17 protein-coding genes are annotated in these 17918 nt (G+C 68.0%); 7 read left to right on the top strand and 10 right to left on the bottom strand.

Annotated features, from left to right (window positions below):
- Window positions 1-191: 191 nt before the first annotated feature.
- The 3 genes from A9X05_RS07030 to A9X05_RS07020 are packed head-to-tail and all read right to left on the bottom strand — an operon-like array spanning window position 192 to window position 4055.
- Entirely contained in the window at window positions 192-605 is a 414-nt protein-coding gene (locus A9X05_RS07030) for a Zn-ribbon domain-containing OB-fold protein (RefSeq protein WP_067780213.1), read from the bottom strand.
- 6 nt (window positions 606-611) lie between these two features.
- Window positions 612-1820 (bottom strand): thiolase family protein, encoded by a 1209-nt coding sequence (locus tag A9X05_RS07025; protein WP_067780211.1) that lies wholly within the window; start codon window positions 1818-1820, stop codon window positions 612-614.
- A 9-nt stretch (window positions 1821-1829) separates the two neighbouring features.
- Window positions 1830-4055 (bottom strand): acyl-CoA dehydrogenase, encoded by a 2226-nt coding sequence (locus tag A9X05_RS07020; protein WP_067780208.1) that lies wholly within the window; start codon window positions 4053-4055, stop codon window positions 1830-1832.
- A 152-nt stretch (window positions 4056-4207) separates the two neighbouring features.
- On the opposite strand from A9X05_RS07020, the gene A9X05_RS07015 reads away from it, so the two are divergent.
- Window positions 4208-4795 (top strand): TetR/AcrR family transcriptional regulator, encoded by a 588-nt coding sequence (locus tag A9X05_RS07015; protein ID WP_067753112.1) that lies wholly within the window; start codon window positions 4208-4210, stop codon window positions 4793-4795.
- Here A9X05_RS07015 and A9X05_RS07010 read toward each other — a convergent pair.
- Both A9X05_RS07010 and A9X05_RS07005 read right to left on the bottom strand, forming a co-directional pair.
- Window positions 4733-6643, bottom strand: coding sequence for a pyruvate kinase (locus A9X05_RS07010; protein ID WP_067780206.1), 1911 nt, complete (start codon window positions 6641-6643; stop codon window positions 4733-4735). The two genes, A9X05_RS07015 and A9X05_RS07010, sit on opposite strands and share 63 nt — an antisense overlap.
- Before the next feature lie 184 nt (window positions 6644-6827).
- Window positions 6828-7412: a TetR family transcriptional regulator gene (locus A9X05_RS07005; RefSeq protein ID WP_067753118.1), complete on the bottom strand. Its 585-nt coding sequence runs from the start codon at window positions 7410-7412 to the stop codon at window positions 6828-6830.
- Between the two features lie 59 nt (window positions 7413-7471).
- Between A9X05_RS07005 and A9X05_RS07000 the strand changes: the two genes are divergently transcribed.
- The 3 genes from A9X05_RS07000 to A9X05_RS06990 all read left to right on the top strand — a co-directional run bounded on the left by A9X05_RS07000 (window position 7472) and on the right by A9X05_RS06990 (window position 10905).
- Window positions 7472-8569 carry a DUF1214 domain-containing protein gene (locus A9X05_RS07000; RefSeq protein ID WP_067780203.1) on the top strand — a complete coding sequence of 366 codons (1098 nt, stop codon included), beginning with the start codon at window positions 7472-7474 and terminating at the stop codon, window positions 8567-8569.
- The gene (locus A9X05_RS06995; protein WP_067753124.1) at window positions 8566-9738 is read left to right on the top strand and encodes a sulfotransferase; all 1173 of its coding nucleotides are present in this window, start codon (window positions 8566-8568) and stop codon (window positions 9736-9738) included. The genes A9X05_RS07000 and A9X05_RS06995 overlap by 4 nt, the downstream gene beginning before the upstream one ends.
- 78 nt (window positions 9739-9816) lie before the next feature.
- Complete coding sequence (locus tag A9X05_RS06990) at window positions 9817-10905, top strand: DUF190 domain-containing protein (protein WP_067780200.1); 1089 nt, start codon at window positions 9817-9819, stop codon at window positions 10903-10905.
- Between the two features lie 50 nt (window positions 10906-10955).
- Here A9X05_RS06990 and A9X05_RS06985 read toward each other — a convergent pair whose 3' ends face one another.
- The 3 genes from A9X05_RS06985 to A9X05_RS06975 form a co-directional block, all read right to left on the bottom strand.
- On the bottom strand, window positions 10956-11849 hold the full coding sequence (locus A9X05_RS06985; protein ID WP_067753131.1) for a fructose bisphosphate aldolase: 894 nt from the start codon (window positions 11847-11849) through the stop codon (window positions 10956-10958).
- A 115-nt stretch (window positions 11850-11964) separates the two neighbouring features.
- Window positions 11965-12543, bottom strand: a complete 579-nt coding sequence (locus A9X05_RS06980; protein WP_067780197.1) for a cytochrome b — start codon at window positions 12541-12543, stop codon at window positions 11965-11967.
- Window positions 12540-13664 carry a catalase family peroxidase gene (locus A9X05_RS06975; RefSeq protein ID WP_304442439.1) on the bottom strand — a complete coding sequence of 375 codons (1125 nt, stop codon included), beginning with the start codon at window positions 13662-13664 and terminating at the stop codon, window positions 12540-12542. Before A9X05_RS06975 ends, A9X05_RS06980 begins: the two co-directional genes overlap by 4 nt.
- Before the next feature lie 358 nt (window positions 13665-14022).
- Between A9X05_RS06975 and A9X05_RS06970 the strand changes: the two genes are divergently transcribed.
- Together A9X05_RS06970 and A9X05_RS06965 are read left to right on the top strand one after the other, a co-directional pair.
- Window positions 14023-14400 carry an STAS domain-containing protein gene (locus tag A9X05_RS06970; protein ID WP_067753137.1) on the top strand — a complete coding sequence of 126 codons (378 nt, stop codon included), beginning with the start codon at window positions 14023-14025 and terminating at the stop codon, window positions 14398-14400.
- A 56-nt stretch (window positions 14401-14456) separates the two neighbouring features.
- Window positions 14457-14897: an ATP-binding protein gene (locus A9X05_RS06965; protein ID WP_067780240.1), complete on the top strand. Its 441-nt coding sequence runs from the start codon at window positions 14457-14459 to the stop codon at window positions 14895-14897.
- On the opposite strand, the gene A9X05_RS06960 is transcribed toward A9X05_RS06965, so the two are convergent.
- Window positions 14898-15983, bottom strand: a complete 1086-nt coding sequence (locus A9X05_RS06960; RefSeq protein WP_067780194.1) for a phosphotransferase family protein — start codon at window positions 15981-15983, stop codon at window positions 14898-14900. It lies immediately after the preceding gene.
- Window positions 15980-17110 (bottom strand): hypothetical protein, encoded by a 1131-nt coding sequence (locus A9X05_RS06955; RefSeq protein WP_067780192.1) that lies wholly within the window; start codon window positions 17108-17110, stop codon window positions 15980-15982. The genes A9X05_RS06960 and A9X05_RS06955 overlap by 4 nt, the downstream gene beginning before the upstream one ends.
- Window positions 17111-17188: 78 nt before the next feature.
- Between A9X05_RS06955 and A9X05_RS06950 the strand changes: the two genes are divergently transcribed.
- Window positions 17189-17809, top strand: a complete 621-nt coding sequence (locus A9X05_RS06950) for a TetR/AcrR family transcriptional regulator (RefSeq protein WP_067753146.1) — start codon at window positions 17189-17191, stop codon at window positions 17807-17809.
- Window positions 17810-17918: the final 109 nt, after the last annotated feature.

The following is a 17918-nucleotide window of genomic DNA, read 5'->3' as shown; positions in this document are numbered from 1 at the left end:
ATGGCTCTCGCAGCGCTTTCCAAGCAGCCCGACAGGTTCGCGTGATCGCGCAGAAGCCCGCCGCGGCCGGTCGCGTCGCCGCTATCGCCCATGGTCGTCATTGGCCGACACAGCAGCTATGGACGCGCCGCCCGATCCAGAGGCTCCCGAATCGCCAAGCTACTCAAGGGCTGGCGGTGCCGGTACGCACCTCAGCCGGCGGGCGCGTAACGGAGCATCGTGACGTCGTGCTCCGGGTAGTCGAAGAACACCGGCCGCACGCGCATGCCAACCCTGATAACCGCGGGATCGACGTTGACGATCTCGGTGGAAAACCTTGGCCCCTCGTCCCATTCGACGATGGCCAGCAGCTGCGGGACGGCGTCGGCGAAGTGCGGGCTGACCGGTCGGCGCGCGACGGTGTAGGAATACAACGTTCCCATGCCGGAGATCTCACGCCATTCCAGATCGTCGGCTAGCGTGCGCGGCGCGCGCACCCGCGGGTAGAACACGTAGCTTCCCAGCGACGGCGAGTACTGGATGACGATGCGATGCTGCGCCAGCGCATCCCAAAACGGCGCGCTGGTAGGGGTTTTGACGGGCATCGGGCGTTCGAAGGTGGTCATGTCCGATCAGTCCCCCTCGAGGATCAGTGTGGTCTGTTCCGACAGAATCCCGCCGTTGCCGGAAACGAAGGCGCGGTCGCAGTCGGCGACCTGCGCCGCGCCCGCCCGGCCCATGATCTGTCGGGTGGCGTCGCAGACGTGGTGCATGCCGCCGGCCAGCCCGGCCTGGCCGAACCCCAGTTGCCCGCCCGCGGTGTTTAGCGGAAAGTCGCCGCGGAAGGTCAGGTCATGGTTGGCGACGAACTCCATGCCCTTGCCCTTCTCGCAGAACCCCGCGTCCTCCAGCGACAGCAGCACGGTGATGGTGTAGCAGTCATAGATCGACACCATGTCCATCTGCTCGCGGCTCAGCCGCGTCATGGCGAACGCGGTGTCGGCGGCTTCGGCGATCGGGGTGTGCAGCAGGTCCTTCGCATAGGTCGGGGTCTTGAACGGCACATGCTCGCCGAATCCCTTGATCCACACCGGGCGGTGGCGCGCCCGTCGGGCGAGATCGGCGTTGGCGACGACTACCGCCGCGCCCCCGACGCACGGCATGACGATCTCCAGCATGTGCAGCGGGTCGGCGATCACCGGGCTGGCCAGGACGTCGTCGACCGTGAGCGGTTTGTCCTTCCAGATCGCGCCCTCGGTGTGGTTGGCGTTGAACCGCTGGTCGACGACGATCTTGGCCATCGCCCGCTCGTCGTACCCGTAGACGGCCGCGTAGCGCTGGGCAACCTGGCCATAGGGTCCGTTCTGGCCGAGGTTGCCGTAGGGAATCTCGAATTCGGCCTGGGGAGAGCCGTATTGGTTGCTCGACGAGCCGAAGAACATCGCGTCGACCATGGGCCTGGGCTTCTTCTTCGATGACGGGGTGATGTAGCGGGCCGGCAGCGCACACAACACCGCGTCACAGATGCCCAGTTCGATCGCCGCAGCTGCCCGCCAGACCATGGCCGCGGCGCTGGCGCCGCCAAGGTCCACGTGTTCGGCGAATCGCGCCCCGACACCGAGGTATTCGGCGATGGTCGACGGAACGAAAATCTCCGACTCCGCCAGGTGCGACGCCACGATTCCGTTGACGACGTCGCCGGGCAGCCCGGCATCCGCGAGGGCGGCCGCGGACAGCTCCGCCCATTGTTCGATCGCGAACGGCGCGAGCGAGGCCTTGTTGAGCCGTTCGGGCGGGAGCTCGACATAGCCGACGATCGCAGCTTCTCCGCGTAATCCCATGGGCGGGTCCTACTTTCGAGGTAGTCCGAGGATCATCTGGGCAATGATGTTCAGCTGAATCTCCCGGGTTCCTCCGCCGATCAGCTCGGCGGGCAGGTGCAGGTAGCGCTCCACGATGTCGGGGTCGGCGTCGGCCATCATCGCCGCGCGCCCGGTCAATCGCAGGGTGGCCTCGAACGTTCTGCGCAGTAACTCGTTCATCGCCACCTTGGCGATGCTGGACGCCGGACCCGACGCCTGGCCGTCGAGCAACCGGATGGTCTCCCGCACCCCCAGCGCCTTGATGGCGTTCGTGTACGCGTCGAGTTCGCCGAGCGCGCGCAGCGCGTCGTCGCGGTCCGGCCCAGGTTCGGCCGCCAGCCGGCGCAGCGCGGCGGCCCGGTCGAACTTCACGTAACCGCTTATGGCGGAGCGCTCTTCGGCCATGGTCGCGATCGCCAGGTTCCAGCCGTCACTGGGGGCGCCCAGCAACATCTCGCCGGGGACGAACACGTCGTTGAGGAATACCTCGTTGAAGTGCGCCTGCCCGGTGGCCGTCTTGATCGGCTGGATTTCAATGCCGGGCGACCGCATATCCAGGATGAAGTAGCCGATGCCACGGTGCTTGCTCGCTTCGGGATCGGTGCGCGCCAGCAGGGCGCCAAGGTCTGCGTACTGCGCCAACGACGTCCAGATCTTGTGGCCGTTGATCCGCCAACCGCCGTCGACCTTGGTTGCCCGGGTGGCCAGCGACGCCAGGTCCGAGCCCGCGCCCGGCTCGCTGAACAGCTGGCACCAGTGAATCTCGCCGCGTTGGGTCGGCGGAATCAGCTTTTCCTGCAAGTCTTCTGGTGCGGCTGCCAGCACCGAGGGCAGGATCCACTCGGCGATGTTCAGCGACGGCCGGACCAGCCCGGGCCGCTTGGCGAACTCCTCGTCGATGATGAGCTGTTTGAGGGGACCCGCATCGATTCCCCACGGCGCGGGCCAATGCGGCGCGATCAGGCCGGCATCGGCCAGCAACGTGCGCTGGGGTCCGGAGGCCTGGTCCGGGTAGTCGCCGTGCGGTGCGGGCGTGTCGTTGCGCAACTGCATTGCGGCGTCAAGGGTCTCGGCCACCCAGGAACGGAACGGCGCTTCCGCGTCGCCCAGGTCGACCGACATGTCCCGTTGCCGGGTGCACGTCAGCTGCCCCAGGTGCCGGGCCCAGCGATTGGCCGGACCAATCGATGCCGCAAGACTGATCGCGCGCCGCCAATACAGGTGCAGGTCGTGTTCCCAAGTGAAGCCGATGGCGCCGAACATGGTCAACGCGTCGAGGACGAGGTCGGGCACCGGGGCGATCGCGATCACCGCCGCACCGGCGGCGGCCATGCGGTGCTGGTCGATGGGCTCGTCCGCGGCCCGCACCGCGTCCCAGGCCGCCGCGGTGGCCAGCTCGCTGCTGACCAGCAACATCGCGGCGTTGTGCTGCAACGCCTGGAAAGTTCCGATCACCTTGCCGAATTGTTCGCGGATGCGCAGGTGCGCCGTGACCGCCTCGACGCACCACTGCACGATGCCGGCGGTCGCGCTGGCCAGCAGACCCAACGTGACGCACCGCGCACGGTCGGGGTCGATCCCGGTGAGCACCTCCGTGCCGCCTGCGCGGTAATCGGCGAGCCGCACGATGCCGGCGTCGGAGATCAGGTCGGTGCCGTTTACGGGTTCGGTTGTCGCCGCAGGGTTCTCGGTGTCGGCGGCGACCCAGACCACGGTGTCGTTCTCCGTGCGCGCGGCGATGAGGATGGTGCGCGCAGCGCACACGCCCGCGGTGACCTCGGACGTGCCGGTGACCACCCATCCGCCATCGTCGGCGCGCGCGCTGAAGTCACCGTCGTCGGGGAGCACCGCCGCCGCGATGAGGCCCGCGGCCAGGTTGCGCACCAGCGCCTCGGCGGCAGGTGTGGGGTCGGCCAGCAGGGCGACGGCTCCCGCGGCGACCGTCGGCAGCAGCGGGCCGGGCAACAGCGCCTTGCCCGCCGCCTCCAGGACGCACGCGGCGTCGATCAGGCGCCCGCCCTGCCCACCGAGGCTTTCGGGCAGATGCACCGCGTGAAATCCGTTGCCGACGAAGGCCTCCCACCACTGGGGCGGGCGCCCCGCGGCTAGGTCGTCAAAGTTGTCGCGAGTGGCGGAGACGGGCGCGTGCCGGCCGGCGAACTGGCCGACGGCGTCGCTGAGTTCCTGTTGCTCCGGGCTCAATCCCAGGGTCACGATGGCGGCCGGGAGCTGGCTGACGTTGGCCGCACGGACTGTTACCCTTCGATTCGGATGGCCTTACAAGACGAACCGTCTCGTCTTGTGGCAGACTACCGGGGGTAGTCACGCGATGTAAAGCGGGCAAAGGCGGCAGTGAGGATCACCATATGCCAAGCGATCTCACCCAGGTGAGCACGCCGAGGCGCCGCAGCGAGAAGTCGCGCACGGCGATCGTCACCGCCACCCGCGAATTGCTTTTGGAGCGCGGCTTCGACGGCCTGACCATCGAGGCGGTCGCCGCCCGCGCTGCAGTGGGCAAGCAGACCATCTACCGGTGGTGGCCCAGCCGCCCCGCCCTGGTCGCCGACGTCATGCTCGAGGACGCCGACCAGCTGCTCGCATCGGTCAACCACACCGACGATTTGGCCGCCGACCTGGTGGGGTGGGTGCGCAGGCTCGCCACCACCCTCACGACGGCTCGCGGCTCGGCGATGCTGCGGATCTTGACCGCCGCGGGCATGGAACACGAGGACACCGCGGTCAAACTGCGTGCCGGATTCAGCGAGCCCCTACACGAGAGCGTCCGGGCTCGCATCCTCGCCGCCGGCGTCGACGAAAGCACCGCGGAGTCGGCCGCGGACGCGATCGTCGGTGGCGTGGTCTACCCGATCCTCTCTGACCCGCAAGGATATTCACGACGCCGAGCCGAGCGCACGACCCGCATCATCGTCGGCGCCCTGACCGGTGGTGGCTGACCAGGACCGCAGCGGGCGCAACAACGCGTTCTTCTTGTAGTAGTGGTCGGCCATTCGCCGCATGATGTTGTCGAGCACCGTGACCGCATCGTCGAGGAATGGGCCCTTGTTGAGCATCACGCATTCGGCACGTTCGCTCATCGCGGCATCGCTGATCTCCGCGCGTGAGGGCAGACCGGTCTTGGCGAGTTGCTCGAGGACTTGCGTCGCCCAGATCACCGGCAGGTGTGCGGCTTCGCACAGCCACAGGATTTCCTCCTGCAACTCGGCCATCCGCTCGTAGCCGCACTCGACCGCGAGGTCGCCGCGGGCGATCATCACCCCGACCCGCGGCCGGCGCATCGCGGTGAGCAACAGCTGCGGCAGGTGCTCGAAAGCACGCCGGGTCTCGATCTTGAGCACGATGCCCAATCGGTCGGCTCCGAGTCGGTCAAGCTCAGCCAACAGCCGGTCGACGTCGGCCGGGTTACGGACGAACGACAAGTCCACCAGGTCGGCCAGTTCGATCACGGCGGCGAGATCGCTGACATCACGGTCGGTGATCGCCGAGATCGGCAAGTCGGTGTCGGGCATGTTGATGCCCTTGCCCGCCTTCAGTCGGGCCTCCCCTTGCTCCGGGCGGTCGATGCGCACGGTGAGCACGTCGCGAGCGACGGACACGACGCGGCCGCCGATCTTGCCGTCGTCGAAGTAAACGGCGTCCCCCGCCCGGGCATGGTCGAAAGCCTCGGGCAGCGTGCAACCGATGCGTGCGACGGGTTGACCACCGCCAACGGGCGCCGGTGAACAGTCGCGGGTCAGTTGCAGAAGGCTTCCGGCGCGCACCACCAAGCTCTGCTCCGCTTCGGCGAGCGGAGCCACCCGCGCCGATTCGTCTTCGGTGGTCAGCACCGTCCCCGTCACCAGGTAGGTGGTCTGCTGCGTCGTCACGACGAAGCCACGTCCCGTGGGCTCGGTGCCGTCGTTGAGCACGAGGCGCCGTTGGGACCCTCGCGCGTCCCGGAGCACCAGCATGTCGCCCGGACGGCGGCCGGCGAGCCACCGCACCGGCACCGTGAACACGGTCATGCCCGGTTCCGGCGGGTTGGCGGGTTCTTCGATCGAGGTCATCCACGCCCGCGCCGGTGCGACGACCCGGCCGAGCTGATCTCGTCGTGGTCGAAGCTTGACCACCCGGGGTCCCGGCTCGAGCGGCCCGGTGCGCAGCTTCGGCCCGGCCAGATCCATCGCGACCAGACACGTGGTGCCGGCCTCCGCGGCCGCGTCCCGGACGTGGCCGACCATGGCTCGCCATGCATCTGCATCGTCGTGGGCGCAGTTGATCCGCGCGATGTTCATGCCGCGCCGCACCAATTCGCGTACCAGGTCAGGGTCGGTTGCGGCCTGCGTCGGCAGCGTGACCATGATGCGCGTCATCCGATGCGCCGGCCGGGGCCCCAGCAGCTCGACGCTGTGTTGGCGCAGGATCTTCGGCCCCAGCTCGATGGGGACCGCGGACGGCGCTGGCGGCTGCCAACCCCCGTCCGCCATGGCCACGATGGCCGCGCGGACCGCGGCGAGCGTGGCCTGGACGTGGGCTTCGCTGCGACCCAGCGACGACAGGCCGAACTCCGCGAGGCCGGACTGAAGTTCGCGCAGGTCGAATTGGCGGATCGCCCAGTAGTGCAACAGGTTTCGTGCGCTCGCGCGGTGCTCCGGCGCAATGGCCGGCAGCCACCGCGCCCAGGAGATCTCCGCCTCCCGCAGGCTTGCCAGCAGGCCGTCGATCTGCGCCAGCAGGGCCGCCAGCCGCCGACGGACCTCGGGTTCGCCGGCGTCGGGCGGGGCCGGGTGCGCAGCATCGACCATGCGCTCAGCAGACAAGACAACTCCAGCTCGGCGGCCCACGGCCACATAGTGTTAACGTTCGCGTAACGCGTAGGGCGCGAATCATCAAGGTACACAGCGAATTTACTCGCCGGCTGCGGGTCAACACAGGGGAATAGGTCCCTTGATGGGGCCGCGGTGGGGGTAAGCGGCCGTGAGGTGTTGGCTATCCGACCGTGATCGCCGCCAGGCCACGTCCCACCCGGTCGGGCAGGGATCCGCCATGGCTGAGCCAATCGTCGAGGGCGATGCGCACGGCCGCCATCGCCAGCGCGCCGATCAGGCGGGGCCTGGGGTCCTGCGGGGCCAATCGCGGCAGTCGCGGCGCGATCAGATCGGCGATCGCCAGCTCGTACCGAACGTAGATGTGCAGCGTCCAGGCGTCCAATGTGTCGGAAGACCTTGTCAGGACGGCCAATTCGCGAATCTGGTCCTCGATGTCGGCGAACCCGCCCGCGAGCTCGGAGAAGGCGCCGACGACCGCATCGGTGGCGCTCAGGCGCGCAGGCTGGGCCGCCAGGGCGTCGGTGATCCGGTTGAGCCAATGGACGGTCATGCCCTCGGCGACGGCGTCTTCCTTGGAGTTGAAATAGCGAAAGAAGGTCGCGCGCCCGATGTCGGCCTCGTCGGCGATCCGGTCCACCGTGGTGCCGGCCAAGCCGCGATCGGCTACCAGCTGAGCCGCGGCGCCGGCGATCCGCTGGCGCATCGCCGTTCGCTTGCGTTCGGCCAACGATGCCGTGGCAGCCATTCCCCCACCTTTTCCGCAAATCACGTCCAAGTCGTTAGACATAGTCTTAGCATGAGACGATGTCTCAAGACACCGATTCGTCCGATCAGCCCGGTTCGAAGGCGCGGGCCGCGTGGCAGTTCGTCCAGCAGATGGTCGCCGACGTCACCAAGATCCTCACCGAGGACGCCGAGTCCGAGCGGGAGCTGCTGGAAGGGCTGCGGGTGATCGCCCGCGTCTCGTCGCTGTGTGCACAGATGTCGGTCGAGTCCGATGCCGACCGGCCCACCTTCTTCGATATGTGTTCGGCGAACCGGATGGTCGGCGGCCCCAATCCGGACGGCAACTACTACCTGGCGATGATCCGTGGCGACCGGAGCTACCGGATCACCGGCTCCCGGGGCACCAGCGCCTACCTCGGGTTGCAGATCCTGGCCGGGACGGGGCTCACGCCGCGGCGCATGGCCGGGTATGTCAGCGACGTCGACTTGGCCTTGGCCTCAGGCGAATTCGCGGTCGTGCTGTCCGCGGATCAACCCTCCGAACTCGCCGGCGCCCAGTGGGTGCGCATCCCCGACGACGCCTCATCCGTGGTGGTCCGCGAGTACATCGGCGACCGTGCGCACGAGGAACTCGCCACCCTGCGCATCGAGGCGCTCGACCCCGCCCCGCTGGTCCCGCTGACCGACGCCGAGCTCGCAGATCAGTTCACCGCGATGGCCTGGTCACTGATGAAGTTGACGACGCTGCACCGCACCATCAAGCCGGAACTGCTCGACATGCCCAACACCTTGCTGACCGCCGAGGCCGCCAACCTGGGCGCCGCGGACACCACCCCGGACAACCTGTACATGATCGGGACCTTCCGGCTGGAGCCCGACGAGGCCCTGGTCCTCGACATCGCCCCACCCGACACCCGGTACTGGAACGTCACCCTGGAAAGCATCTGGCACGAGTGCCTCGAGCCGCGGGCCCGGCAGAGCTCGGTCACCAACCGTGGCGTGGCCCCCGAAGGCGACGGCCGGGTACGGATCGCCATCTCCGCGAACGACTTCGGGTTGGGCCACTGGCTCGACACCGGTGGCCGGCATCGGGGGTTCGTCGTCCTGCGCTGGCTGGACAACCCCAGCCCGCCCGACGTGAAGGTGTCGGTGCGCCGATGCGAGGAGGCCGTATGACACTGCAGGATCGATTCGCCCCCGAGCGGCTGATTGCCGCCGCCTGCGAGGAGGTCGGCAGCGACGACTTCGGCGCCGAGGGCTGGCGGCCCGGGCTGCACCGCCTCACCGACGGGCTGATCAACGACGCGCGACTGTCGGACATCGGGGTGGAGATCGCGCACCTCGACATCATGCGGGCCCTGAAGAACCGCCTCGGTGTGATCGCCTGGCGCAAAGAGCATCCCGAGATCGCTGCCAAACCGGTCACGGCGCCGATCTTCATCGTCGGCCAACCACGTACCGGGACCACGATCCTCTATGACCTGCTCGCCCAGGATCCCGCGCTGCGCGCCCCGCTGACATGGGAGGTCGACGAACCCTGCCCCGTTCCACAACCGGAGACCTATCACGACGATCCGCGGATCGCGCAGGCGCAGGCCAGCATCGAAATGTCCGAGCAGATCATGCCGGGGTTCCTGGCCTTTCATCCGATGGGCGCGCTCGTCGGGCAGGAGTGTGTGCGCATCACGGCCGGCGAGTTCGTCAGCATGATCTTTTCGGTGCAGTACCGCCTGCCGGGTTACTACCGTTGGCTGCTCTACGAGGCGGACCACGCGGGCGCATACCGATATCACCGAATCTTCCTGCAGCACTTGCAATCCGGCGTAGCCGGTCAGTGGTTGCTGAAGTCGCCCGCGCACCTGTGGCAGTTGGACACGCTGCTGGCCGAATACCCCGACGCGCTGATCGTGCAGACGCATCGTGACCCGCTCAACGTCATCTCGTCGATCGCGGCCCTGACCCACCACCTGCGCCGGATGTGCAGCGGCGAATCGAGCATCGCCGAGTGTGCGGCGCAGTCCTACGAGGAGATCGTCGTCGGCCTGGAGCGCGAGATGGCCCTGCGGGACAGCGGCGCCGTGCCGGCCGACCGCGTGATCGACGTGCAATACACCGACTTCATCACCGACCCATGGACCACGATCAAGGACATCTACCAACGGCTCGACCGCGAGCTGCGCCCCGACGCCGAGCAGCAGATGCGCGAGTTTCTCGCCGCCCACCCCGGCGATGGGGGCCGCGGCCGCTACACCTGGTCGGACACCGGCCTGCAGGCGGGCGAGGTGCGCGAGCGGGTGCGCGCCTATCAGGACCGCTACGCGGTGCCGACCGAAAACCTGCGGTGAGCCGGGTCGCAGCGAACACTGTTGCGACGCTTGAGGTCTCCAACCGAGTAGGATCGCCGCAAAGCGACGGGAGCGGCCATGGACGAGGACTGCCTGAAGCTCACCACCTACTTGGCCGAGCGCCGGCGGACCGACGCGGGCTTTGTCTCCGACGTGCTGCTCGACCTGTGCGGCCGGCACCGCATCGCCTGTGGCGTGGTGCTGCGCGGCGCCGGTGGTTTCGGTACCGGTCGCTACCTGAGGACCGACGAGTCGCTGACCTTGTCCGAGGATCCGCCCGTCGCGATCGTGGCGGTCGACACCAGGGCGAAGATCGAGGCCCTGCTCGACCCGGTGCTCGCCATCAAGCAGCGCGGCCTGGTCACCCTCGAGCGGGCGCGGCTGCTGCGCGGCGGCGGGTCCTTCCCGGGGCCGCTGGAACTCCCCGAGGAATTGCGCGAAGCCGTCAAGCTGACCGTGTACGTCGGCCGCAAGGAACGCGTCAACGGCGCCCCGGCCTACGTCGCCGTCTGCGACCTCCTGCATCGGCGCCGGATCGCCGGCGCCTCGGTGCTGTTGGGGGTCGACGGCGTCAGCCACGGGCAGCGGCATCGCGCCCGCTTCTTCGGTCGCAACGCCAACGTGCCGATGATGATCGTGGCCGTCGGATCCGGTGAGCGCATCGCGGGCGTGCTGCCGGAGCTCGCCGGGCTGCTTCGCGAGCCGATGTTCACGCTGGAGCGGGTCCGGGTGTGCAAACGCGACGGCGAACTGCTGGAGCGGCCGCACGCGCTGCCCGGGGTCGACGAACGCGGTTTGTCGCTCTTCCAGAAACTGACCGTCTACACATCCGAGTCGGCCTTGGTCGACGGGGTGCCCATTCACCGCGCGATCGTGCAGCAGCTGTGTCAGCGCGACGCGCCCGACGGCGCGACGGTGCTGCGTGGCATCTGGGGATATCACGGAGACCATCGGCCGCACGGCGACAAGTTTCTCTCGCTGCGTCGGCGCGTCCCCGTGGTGACCATCCTCGTCGACACCCCGGCCCACATCGCCGAATCCTTCGACGTGGTCGACGAATTGACCCGCGACGACGGGCTGGTGACGAGCGAGATGGTGCCCGCCGTGGTGTCAGACGAACACGACGCCGGCGACGGGCCGCCGCGCATGGCCCGCCACCGCTACTAGCGATCGCGAGCGCCGCGGACCGAGCGGACGCGGGTCGCACCGCGATTAGGTCAGCCGGCGACCGAGGCCTCGTAGATGGACTGGATCGCCTTGTCCAGCGTGGCGTTGAACTGCTCGTCGGACTGGTCGACCGCGAGCCCCTCGGTGAGGGCGCGGCTGAAGCTGGCGATCAACCCGGTGTTCTTCGCCAGCAGCTCGTTGGCTTCCTCGCGGGAGTAGCCACCGGAAAGGGCGACCACCCGCATCACCTTCGGGTGCTCGATCAGGGGGCGGTAGAAGTTGACCTCGGTGGGCAGACTCAGCTTGAGCATCACGCGCTGACCCTCGGGCACGTTCTCAAGTTGCTTGGTGATCTCGTCGCGCAGGATGCCTTCGGCCTCCGCCTTGTCCGAGATCGAGATGGTGACCTCCGGTTCGATGATGGGCACCAGACCGTGCGAGAGCACCTGGTGGGCCAGTTCGAATTGTTGGGCCACCACGGCGGCGATGCCCCCCGCGTTGGCGCCCCCGATCACCGACCGTTCCTTGGTGCCGAAGACGCCCTTGCCCACGGCGCGCTCGAGCAACTCGTCCAGCCCCGGGATCGGCTTCATCAGCTGCACGTCATCCGACGCCTCGGCCAGGCCCTTGTCGATCTTCAGGATGGGCACCACGCCCTTGGTCTCCCACAGGTAGGTGGTCGACGGCTTGCCCTCGATCTCGCGGTCCATGGTCTGCTCGAACAGGATCGCGGCCAGCACGCGGTCACCGTTGAATACGGGCGACGTGATGATCCGCGACCGCATCTGGTGGATGAGGTCGAACATCTCCTCCTCGGAGGAGTACGCGTCGTCCTCGATGCCGTAGAGGCGCAGCGCCTTGGGCGTCGAGCCGCCGCTCTGGTCGAGCGCCGCGATGAATCCCTTCCCCGACGCCATCCGGTCCGCTTGCTTCTCGTTTGGCATGGAAGTTCCCCACTCCTTCGTGGTCCCCGTACGGTCACGGCCCCTGCGGTGCTCGCGCCCTGCAAATAATCGTGCCGATCATATTCGGCCGATCAAAGTCCCAGAAGGCAGGCCGTCACAGGTCGGCTTGGTCTGGCCGGGGGGCGGCGGGTCTGACGCGCCACAGCGCCATGCGGTCGAGGAGCCGGTCGCGCAGAACGAGCGTGTGGAAGAGGACCGCGCACATGTGGGCGGTAAACGCTGCGAACAGCAGGAACGCGAACGCGCCATGGCACTCGCGGAGCACCGCGAAGACATCGATGCTGTGCGGCGCGATGCCGGGCAGCCGCAGCGGGCCCACCAGGGTGACGGGGAACCGTGCCGCCGACAGCATCGCCCACCCGGTCAGTGGCTGCACCAGCAGCAGGGCGTAGAGCAGGCGCTCCGACCACGTCGCGATGCGCCGTTCCGCGCCGCTCATCGTGGCCAGGAAGGGTGGGGGCCGGTGCCTGAGCCGGTTCGCCAGCCGGACCACGGCGAAGATCAGGATCAGCACTCCCAGGGGCCGATGGATGGCCAGCAGCAGCGGGTAGTAGCTCAGCGCCGCGACCATGGTGACGCCGATCAGCAGTTGCGCGATGACCATCGGCGCCATCAGCCAGTGCAACAGGCGGGACGGCAGCGCGAACCGGGCCGCGGCGGTGCCGGCCGTCACCGCAGCACCCGGGAGACGTCGACTTCGCTGGGCGTCTTGGGCTCCTCGGCGCGGCGGGTGAACGAGCGGGCGTAGACGGCCGACCTTGCGGCCAGCAGTGGGTCGTCGGAGGCGGCGATGCCATCCGGCAGGACCAGGGGGTCGAAGTTGATGTCGCGGGCGTTGCCCGGCGCTTCGGTCTGCACGCCCGTGACGGTGATGGTGCCGGCCTCGATGCTGCGGCGGGCCGACGGCCAGGGCTTCGAGGCGTCGTGCGTGGGATCGCCCGGCTCGCCGATCGTGAGCACGAGCCGCCAACTCAGCGGGCGCTGCGCGAGCGCGCGGATGAGGTCGTCGAACAGGTAGTCCTTGCCGGCCGCCGCCGGGACGGCCGCCGTTTCCTGGGGAACGGCGGACCAGCGCACGGAGACGGTCGCACCGGCGCCGTTGGTGAATCGAAACGCGTTCAACCCGCGATACGTGCTGTCGGCGAACCCAGCACTCGGCGGCGCGCCCTTGATGACCTTCATGGCAGCGACGGTCTCCGGATGGCGGTCGAGGAAGGCGGCCATCTTCGCGGGGTCGGGCTTGCCCGTCTCGGGCACAGGCTTGGACGCGAGCAGCCGGTCGTAGAACCCCTGCGGAGTGCTGTCCGGGAAGACGGGGATGTTGATCATCGCGGTGCGCCATTGCTCGCCGTCGGGACCCTGGAAGAGCAGGCCCAACCCCCGGACCGTGGTCGGCATGTCAGGCTGATCCGGCAGACCGCCCGACAGGGAAAACCGGCCGATCACCGGCACGCTCCCCGGCCGGAAAATCCCGGCCCGGCAGACCGCCGCCCCCGCCCCCGTGCTGGCAAACGTTCCGAACGCGCTGAGCCCCTTCGCGTGGTTGCGCCGAAAACCCTCGTGACGCCCGTAGACATGCTCGAAGCGGTCGGTGAACCGGGGCGGCGTCAGCGCGCCGGGCCGCAGCCAGCCGCCCGCGTAGGCGAACCCACCGACGTCGACCGCGGCGATGCCGGCCACCGCTCCCATGCCCAGCAATGCGCTCCGCCGGGTCAGGGCTTCGGCGAGGGACCGGGTGCGCTCGACATCGCCGGGCGGGTCGTCCTGCGGGCCTTCGTGATCACCGGGCTCCACGGCCACCGCCCTTCCGCGTTTCTGCAGGCCACACGGCCCAGGCTGGACACGAATCCGGTGTAGGCAATTCACGCATGGGCCGAACGCGCGCGCAACTTTTGCGATGACCGTCGCACACACTCACAGGACGGCGCGCGGGTGTCATTCGTTCACTCGTTTTGGGGGTGGTTCGCGAAGTGACATACCATCTACTGAGAACTTGCGGCTGCATCTGTGGCTAGCAGCGCAGATCGATGGAGTGTGTCTCCTCCGACGGGCAAGCGCTTTCCGTGGGGTTGAACCAGCAGCCCCCGGGCTGGCAGTGGCTGTTTTGAGAGCTAACGGGTCCCGCGCGGGACCGAATGTGAGTGAATAGACCATGGGCGAACTAACCGGTGATCCAATAGACCCGACCGCTTTTTCAGTGGGAAAACAACAGGTAGAACAGGCGGTCGTCCTCACCGTCTCGGGCGAGGTGGACATGCTCAGCTCACCGCATCTGGCCGAGGCGATCCAGACCGCGATGGCGACCAAACCCGCCGCGCTGATCGTTGACCTGTCGAAAGTGGACTTCCTGGCGTCCGCCGGGATGACAGTGTTGGTCACGGCGCAGGCCGAGACCGAGCCGCCCACGCAATTCGCGGTCGTCGCCAACGGCTCGGCGACCAGCAGGCCGATCAAATTGATGGGAATCGACAGCGTGCTCTCGCTCTACAGCTCGCTCGACGACGCGCTGAGCGGCATCGCTGGTGGGTGAACCTCGAGATGGGGGCACAACTGGAGACGATGGGGCGCTCTGATCAGTCGCATGACGTGTCACAGACCGACGACCGGTCCCGCTTCGCGCGGAATCGCGTGGCTGCCGACCCGCGCAGCGCGGCTCGGACCCGAGCCGAGTTCGGCCTCTGGCTCGAGACGCATTTCACCCTCAGTTCCGACCGGTTCAGCGACGTCCTGCTGGCGGTGAACGAAGCCATCGCCAACGCCGCGGAATTCGCCTATTGCAACGCCTCGCAGCCCGGGACGCTCGACGTGAGCGCGGCCTATGACCGCCGGTCCGACACCCTGGCGGTGTCCGTCGGCGATCGCGGGCGATGGCGCCACAAAATTCCGGCTCCCCAGCAGCAGCTCCGGGGACGCGGCATCCCATTGATGGAGGTCCTCGCGGACCAAGTGACCATCGACCGCACACCCCACGGCACCCGCGTCACGATGACGTGGACCGACCTCACGGGACGGCCCGACGCTTCGTAACTACGTCGCTTGCGCCAGGACTTGCTGAATGCGGTCCTCGCGCGGCAGGACCGGACCGTCGTCGAGGGATTCGTCGATACCGAGCTCGGCGAGGCCGGCTCTGGTCAGCAACGAGGTGCCGTACGCGGCGAGAACCAGCTTCTGATCCTCGCTGTGCCCCTCCTCGACGAGCATCGCCCCAATGAGGCAGATGACGGCCATCTTGTAGGCGTTGAAGGCGCGGTACCACTCGCGGTTCTGCAGCTTGATACCGCTGGTCCGCTCGTAGTGGGCGAGCAGGGCGTCGATCGGGAGCGCGGCGGGATGGCTGTTGATGCCGACGGGCTGCGCCCACAGCATCTCCAGCCAGCCGATGTCGGTCAGCGGATCGCCGACCGTGCTCATCTCCCAGTCGAATACAGCGCTCACCTCGCCGCCGGTGAAGCCGAAGTTGCCCGGTTTGGCATCCCCGTGCACCAGCGTGACCGTCGGGCAGGGCGCCGGCCGGCTCTCCCGCAGCCCGCGGTGAAGCCGTTCGAGGGCGGGCAGGCAACCACGCTTGACCCGGTCCATCTCCGCGGCCCAGTGGTCGAGTTCTCGCTCGAGGTGCGTCCCGCCGTCGTCGAGCGAATCGAGCCCGGTCCGGGCGAGGTCGACGGCATGGATGGCGGCGAGTTGCTCGACCAGGCTCCGGCACATCCGCACCACGGTCTCGTCCGCGACGCCGGCGGGCGCCTGCATCTCGTACACGTCGCCGGCGACGCGTTCCATTACAAAGAAGGGCCGGCCCAACACCTCGCCGGTCTCTTCCAGCCACAGCGCCCGCGGCACGCGGACCCCGGTGTCCTGGAGTGCGGACAGGATGCGGAACTGGCGCGGGAGGTCGTAAGGCTCCAGCAGCGCGGGCGGCCTGGGCCGCAGCCGCAGCACCAGGTCTTGGCGTGCCCGCCGATCGCCGTGGCCGGTGACCACGGTCAGCATCAGCATCTCGGCCGAATGGCCGAAGCTCACCCGGTCCAGGCCCTCGACGCGGACATCGTCGGAGTCGGGCAGTCGGGTGCGAAGCCAGCCCTTCAGCCGCGCCCCGAAGTCGGCGGCCACGGTCACTGGCGAGCCCCTTCGGCCGACAGGCGCTCGACCGGCGTCCTGTCCTGGGTGAACGCCGACATGTCCATCGCCGTCCAATTCGGATACCGCCGGTAACCGGCACCGCCGAGCAGTAATTCGAATACGCCCCAACCGGTGTGGCCGTCCCGCTCGAAGCGCATAAGCTGGTCAAGGGCCATCGACTTACCCTCCGTCTCGACAAGCTGTTCGGAATTGCCACTGTCCCAATGGAAATGGATGAAGTAAGCCCCGGCGCCGAGGTCCTCGTACTGGCAGTGCGCCATCGGCAGCCCGTAGTAGGCGTTGACGTGTTGATGCGGCGCGTCAGCGATGACTCGATGGGTCTCGCCGTCCTCGTCGGTGAAGACCAGCACCGCGCGGGCGGGCCGCTTGCGTGCGCCGTCGAACTCGACGTCGTGTTCGATCTTGACGAACCGCTTTGACAGTGTTCCATCCGCATAGGTGATGCCACCGTCGACGTATTGCACTGTCCCGTCGGCTGTTTCGATGACCCACGCCTCGATCGCGTGGTCGTCGAAGCCCGCGTCGAGCCACAGCCAGAAGTCGATCCTGTCGGACACCCGCACGCCGAAGGTGCGGTCGCGACCGCCGTGAAACCCGTCGACGCTGATCCGTTCGCCGTCGATCCGCACCCAGCCGCTCCACCGGCCCGGTTCCTTCATGTGATACATGTCGGCGAGCACCCGGCCGTCGTCGCCCATCACCTTCATGGGCAGCAACTCCCACATCGGCGCGCTGGGTTGGTAGTAAAGCTCCCACTCGATCCCCGAACCATTGGGTTCCACGTCAAGCCGCCACTTCTTCAGGGGCTCAACGCAAGTCCAGCGCATCGGCCCGGCACTGAGCTCAGTTCGATCGCCGCCCGCGATGGGCTTACCCGCCAACAGATCCCAGTGCCTGCCGTCGGCGAGACTCACCTTGACATAGCCCAGCCCACTGCCGGTGTTCGGATTGTTGCCGTAACCGCTTGCCAACAACATGGTGCCGTCGGGCGACGCCGCGAAGAAGTAACAGCGATCCGACCACGTCGGGTCGCTGTCGTGTACCGCGTCGAACGTCGTCGGAAGCTGGTGCGTGAACGACTCGTCGGCGGCGGAATACACCATGGCTGTCCTCTCGAGCGATTTGGTTGATTCGCAACGGAATTCGTTGTGCTGCGCGGCGCATCCCGTAACATCTGCGCCATGGAGCCGAGCCGCCGGTGGGGCGACGACCGCGCGATCCTCGATGACGAGGAGGCCCGCAGGCGCATCCTGGACGCCGCCGGCCGCTGCATCGTGCAACGCGGCAACACCCAGTTCCGGATGGGTGAGGTGGCCGACGAGGCCGGAGTGTCGCGGTCCACGGTGTACCGGTACTTCCCGGGACGTGACGATGTCCTGCTGGGCCTGATCCTGAAGCGGGTCGACCACGCGCTCGGCGCGTTGGTGCGCTCGCTGGCCGCCCCCGACGATCCCGTGCGGTCGGTGCCGGAGATGGTGCTGGCCCGCGTCGAGTCGGTAGACGGCGATCCCCTGAACGAGGCGCTGTTCGCCGCCGAGAGCACCGCGGTGGCGACGGCCCTCGAGAAGGGGTCGGAGCCCATCGTGGAGACCCTGTTGCGGCATTACCAACCGCTGCTGGATCGGTGGAAGTCCGCCGGCCGCCTGCACGCCGACCTCGATCCGCGGTCGGTGGTGCAGTGGCTGCACGCCACCACGCTGTTTCTGCTGGCGCCCTCGTGGCGGTACCGCACGACCGCCGACAAACGCCGGTTCGTCGAGCAGTTCGTGGTGCGAGCCCTGGTACCACAGATCAGACAATAACTAAGTATTGTCTGATGTCGAGACGTTCAAGTATTTTTGTCTGACCCCGTGCCGCGATGTCCCACGGCTCGCGGCGCGGGTGACACATCCCCCACTGAGGAACGACCGC

This window comes from Mycobacterium sp. E3298 (assembly GCF_001666895.1).
Taxonomy (GTDB): Bacteria; Actinomycetota; Actinomycetes; order Mycobacteriales; family Mycobacteriaceae; genus Mycobacterium.
This window is presented reverse-complemented; position numbering and strand designations above follow the sequence as displayed.

Bases quoted from the DNA above. Each gene is read 5' to 3' on its own strand.
- A9X05_RS07030 (WP_067780213.1), bottom strand. From the start codon at position 605: ATGACCACCTTCGAACGCCCGATGCCCGTCAAAACCCCTACCAGCGCG.
- A9X05_RS07025 (WP_067780211.1), bottom strand. From the start codon at position 1,820: ATGGGATTACGCGGAGAAGCTGCGATCGTCGGCTATGTCGAGCTCCCG.
- A9X05_RS07015 (WP_067753112.1), top strand. From the start codon at position 4,208: ATGCCAAGCGATCTCACCCAGGTGAGCACGCCGAGGCGCCGCAGCGAG.
- A9X05_RS07010 (WP_067780206.1), bottom strand. From the start codon at position 6,643: ATGGTCGATGCTGCGCACCCGGCCCCGCCCGACGCCGGCGAACCCGAG.
- A9X05_RS07005 (WP_067753118.1), bottom strand. From the start codon at position 7,412: ATGGCTGCCACGGCATCGTTGGCCGAACGCAAGCGAACGGCGATGCGC.
- A9X05_RS07000 (WP_067780203.1), top strand. From the start codon at position 7,472: ATGTCTCAAGACACCGATTCGTCCGATCAGCCCGGTTCGAAGGCGCGG.
- A9X05_RS06995 (WP_067753124.1), top strand. From the start codon at position 8,566: ATGACACTGCAGGATCGATTCGCCCCCGAGCGGCTGATTGCCGCCGCC.
- A9X05_RS06990 (WP_067780200.1), top strand. From the start codon at position 9,817: ATGGACGAGGACTGCCTGAAGCTCACCACCTACTTGGCCGAGCGCCGG.
- A9X05_RS06985 (WP_067753131.1), bottom strand. From the start codon at position 11,849: ATGCCAAACGAGAAGCAAGCGGACCGGATGGCGTCGGGGAAGGGATTC.
- A9X05_RS06970 (WP_067753137.1), top strand. From the start codon at position 14,023: ATGGGCGAACTAACCGGTGATCCAATAGACCCGACCGCTTTTTCAGTG.
- A9X05_RS06955 (WP_067780192.1), bottom strand. From the start codon at position 17,110: ATGGTGTATTCCGCCGCCGACGAGTCGTTCACGCACCAGCTTCCGACG.
- A9X05_RS06950 (WP_067753146.1), top strand. From the start codon at position 17,189: ATGGAGCCGAGCCGCCGGTGGGGCGACGACCGCGCGATCCTCGATGAC.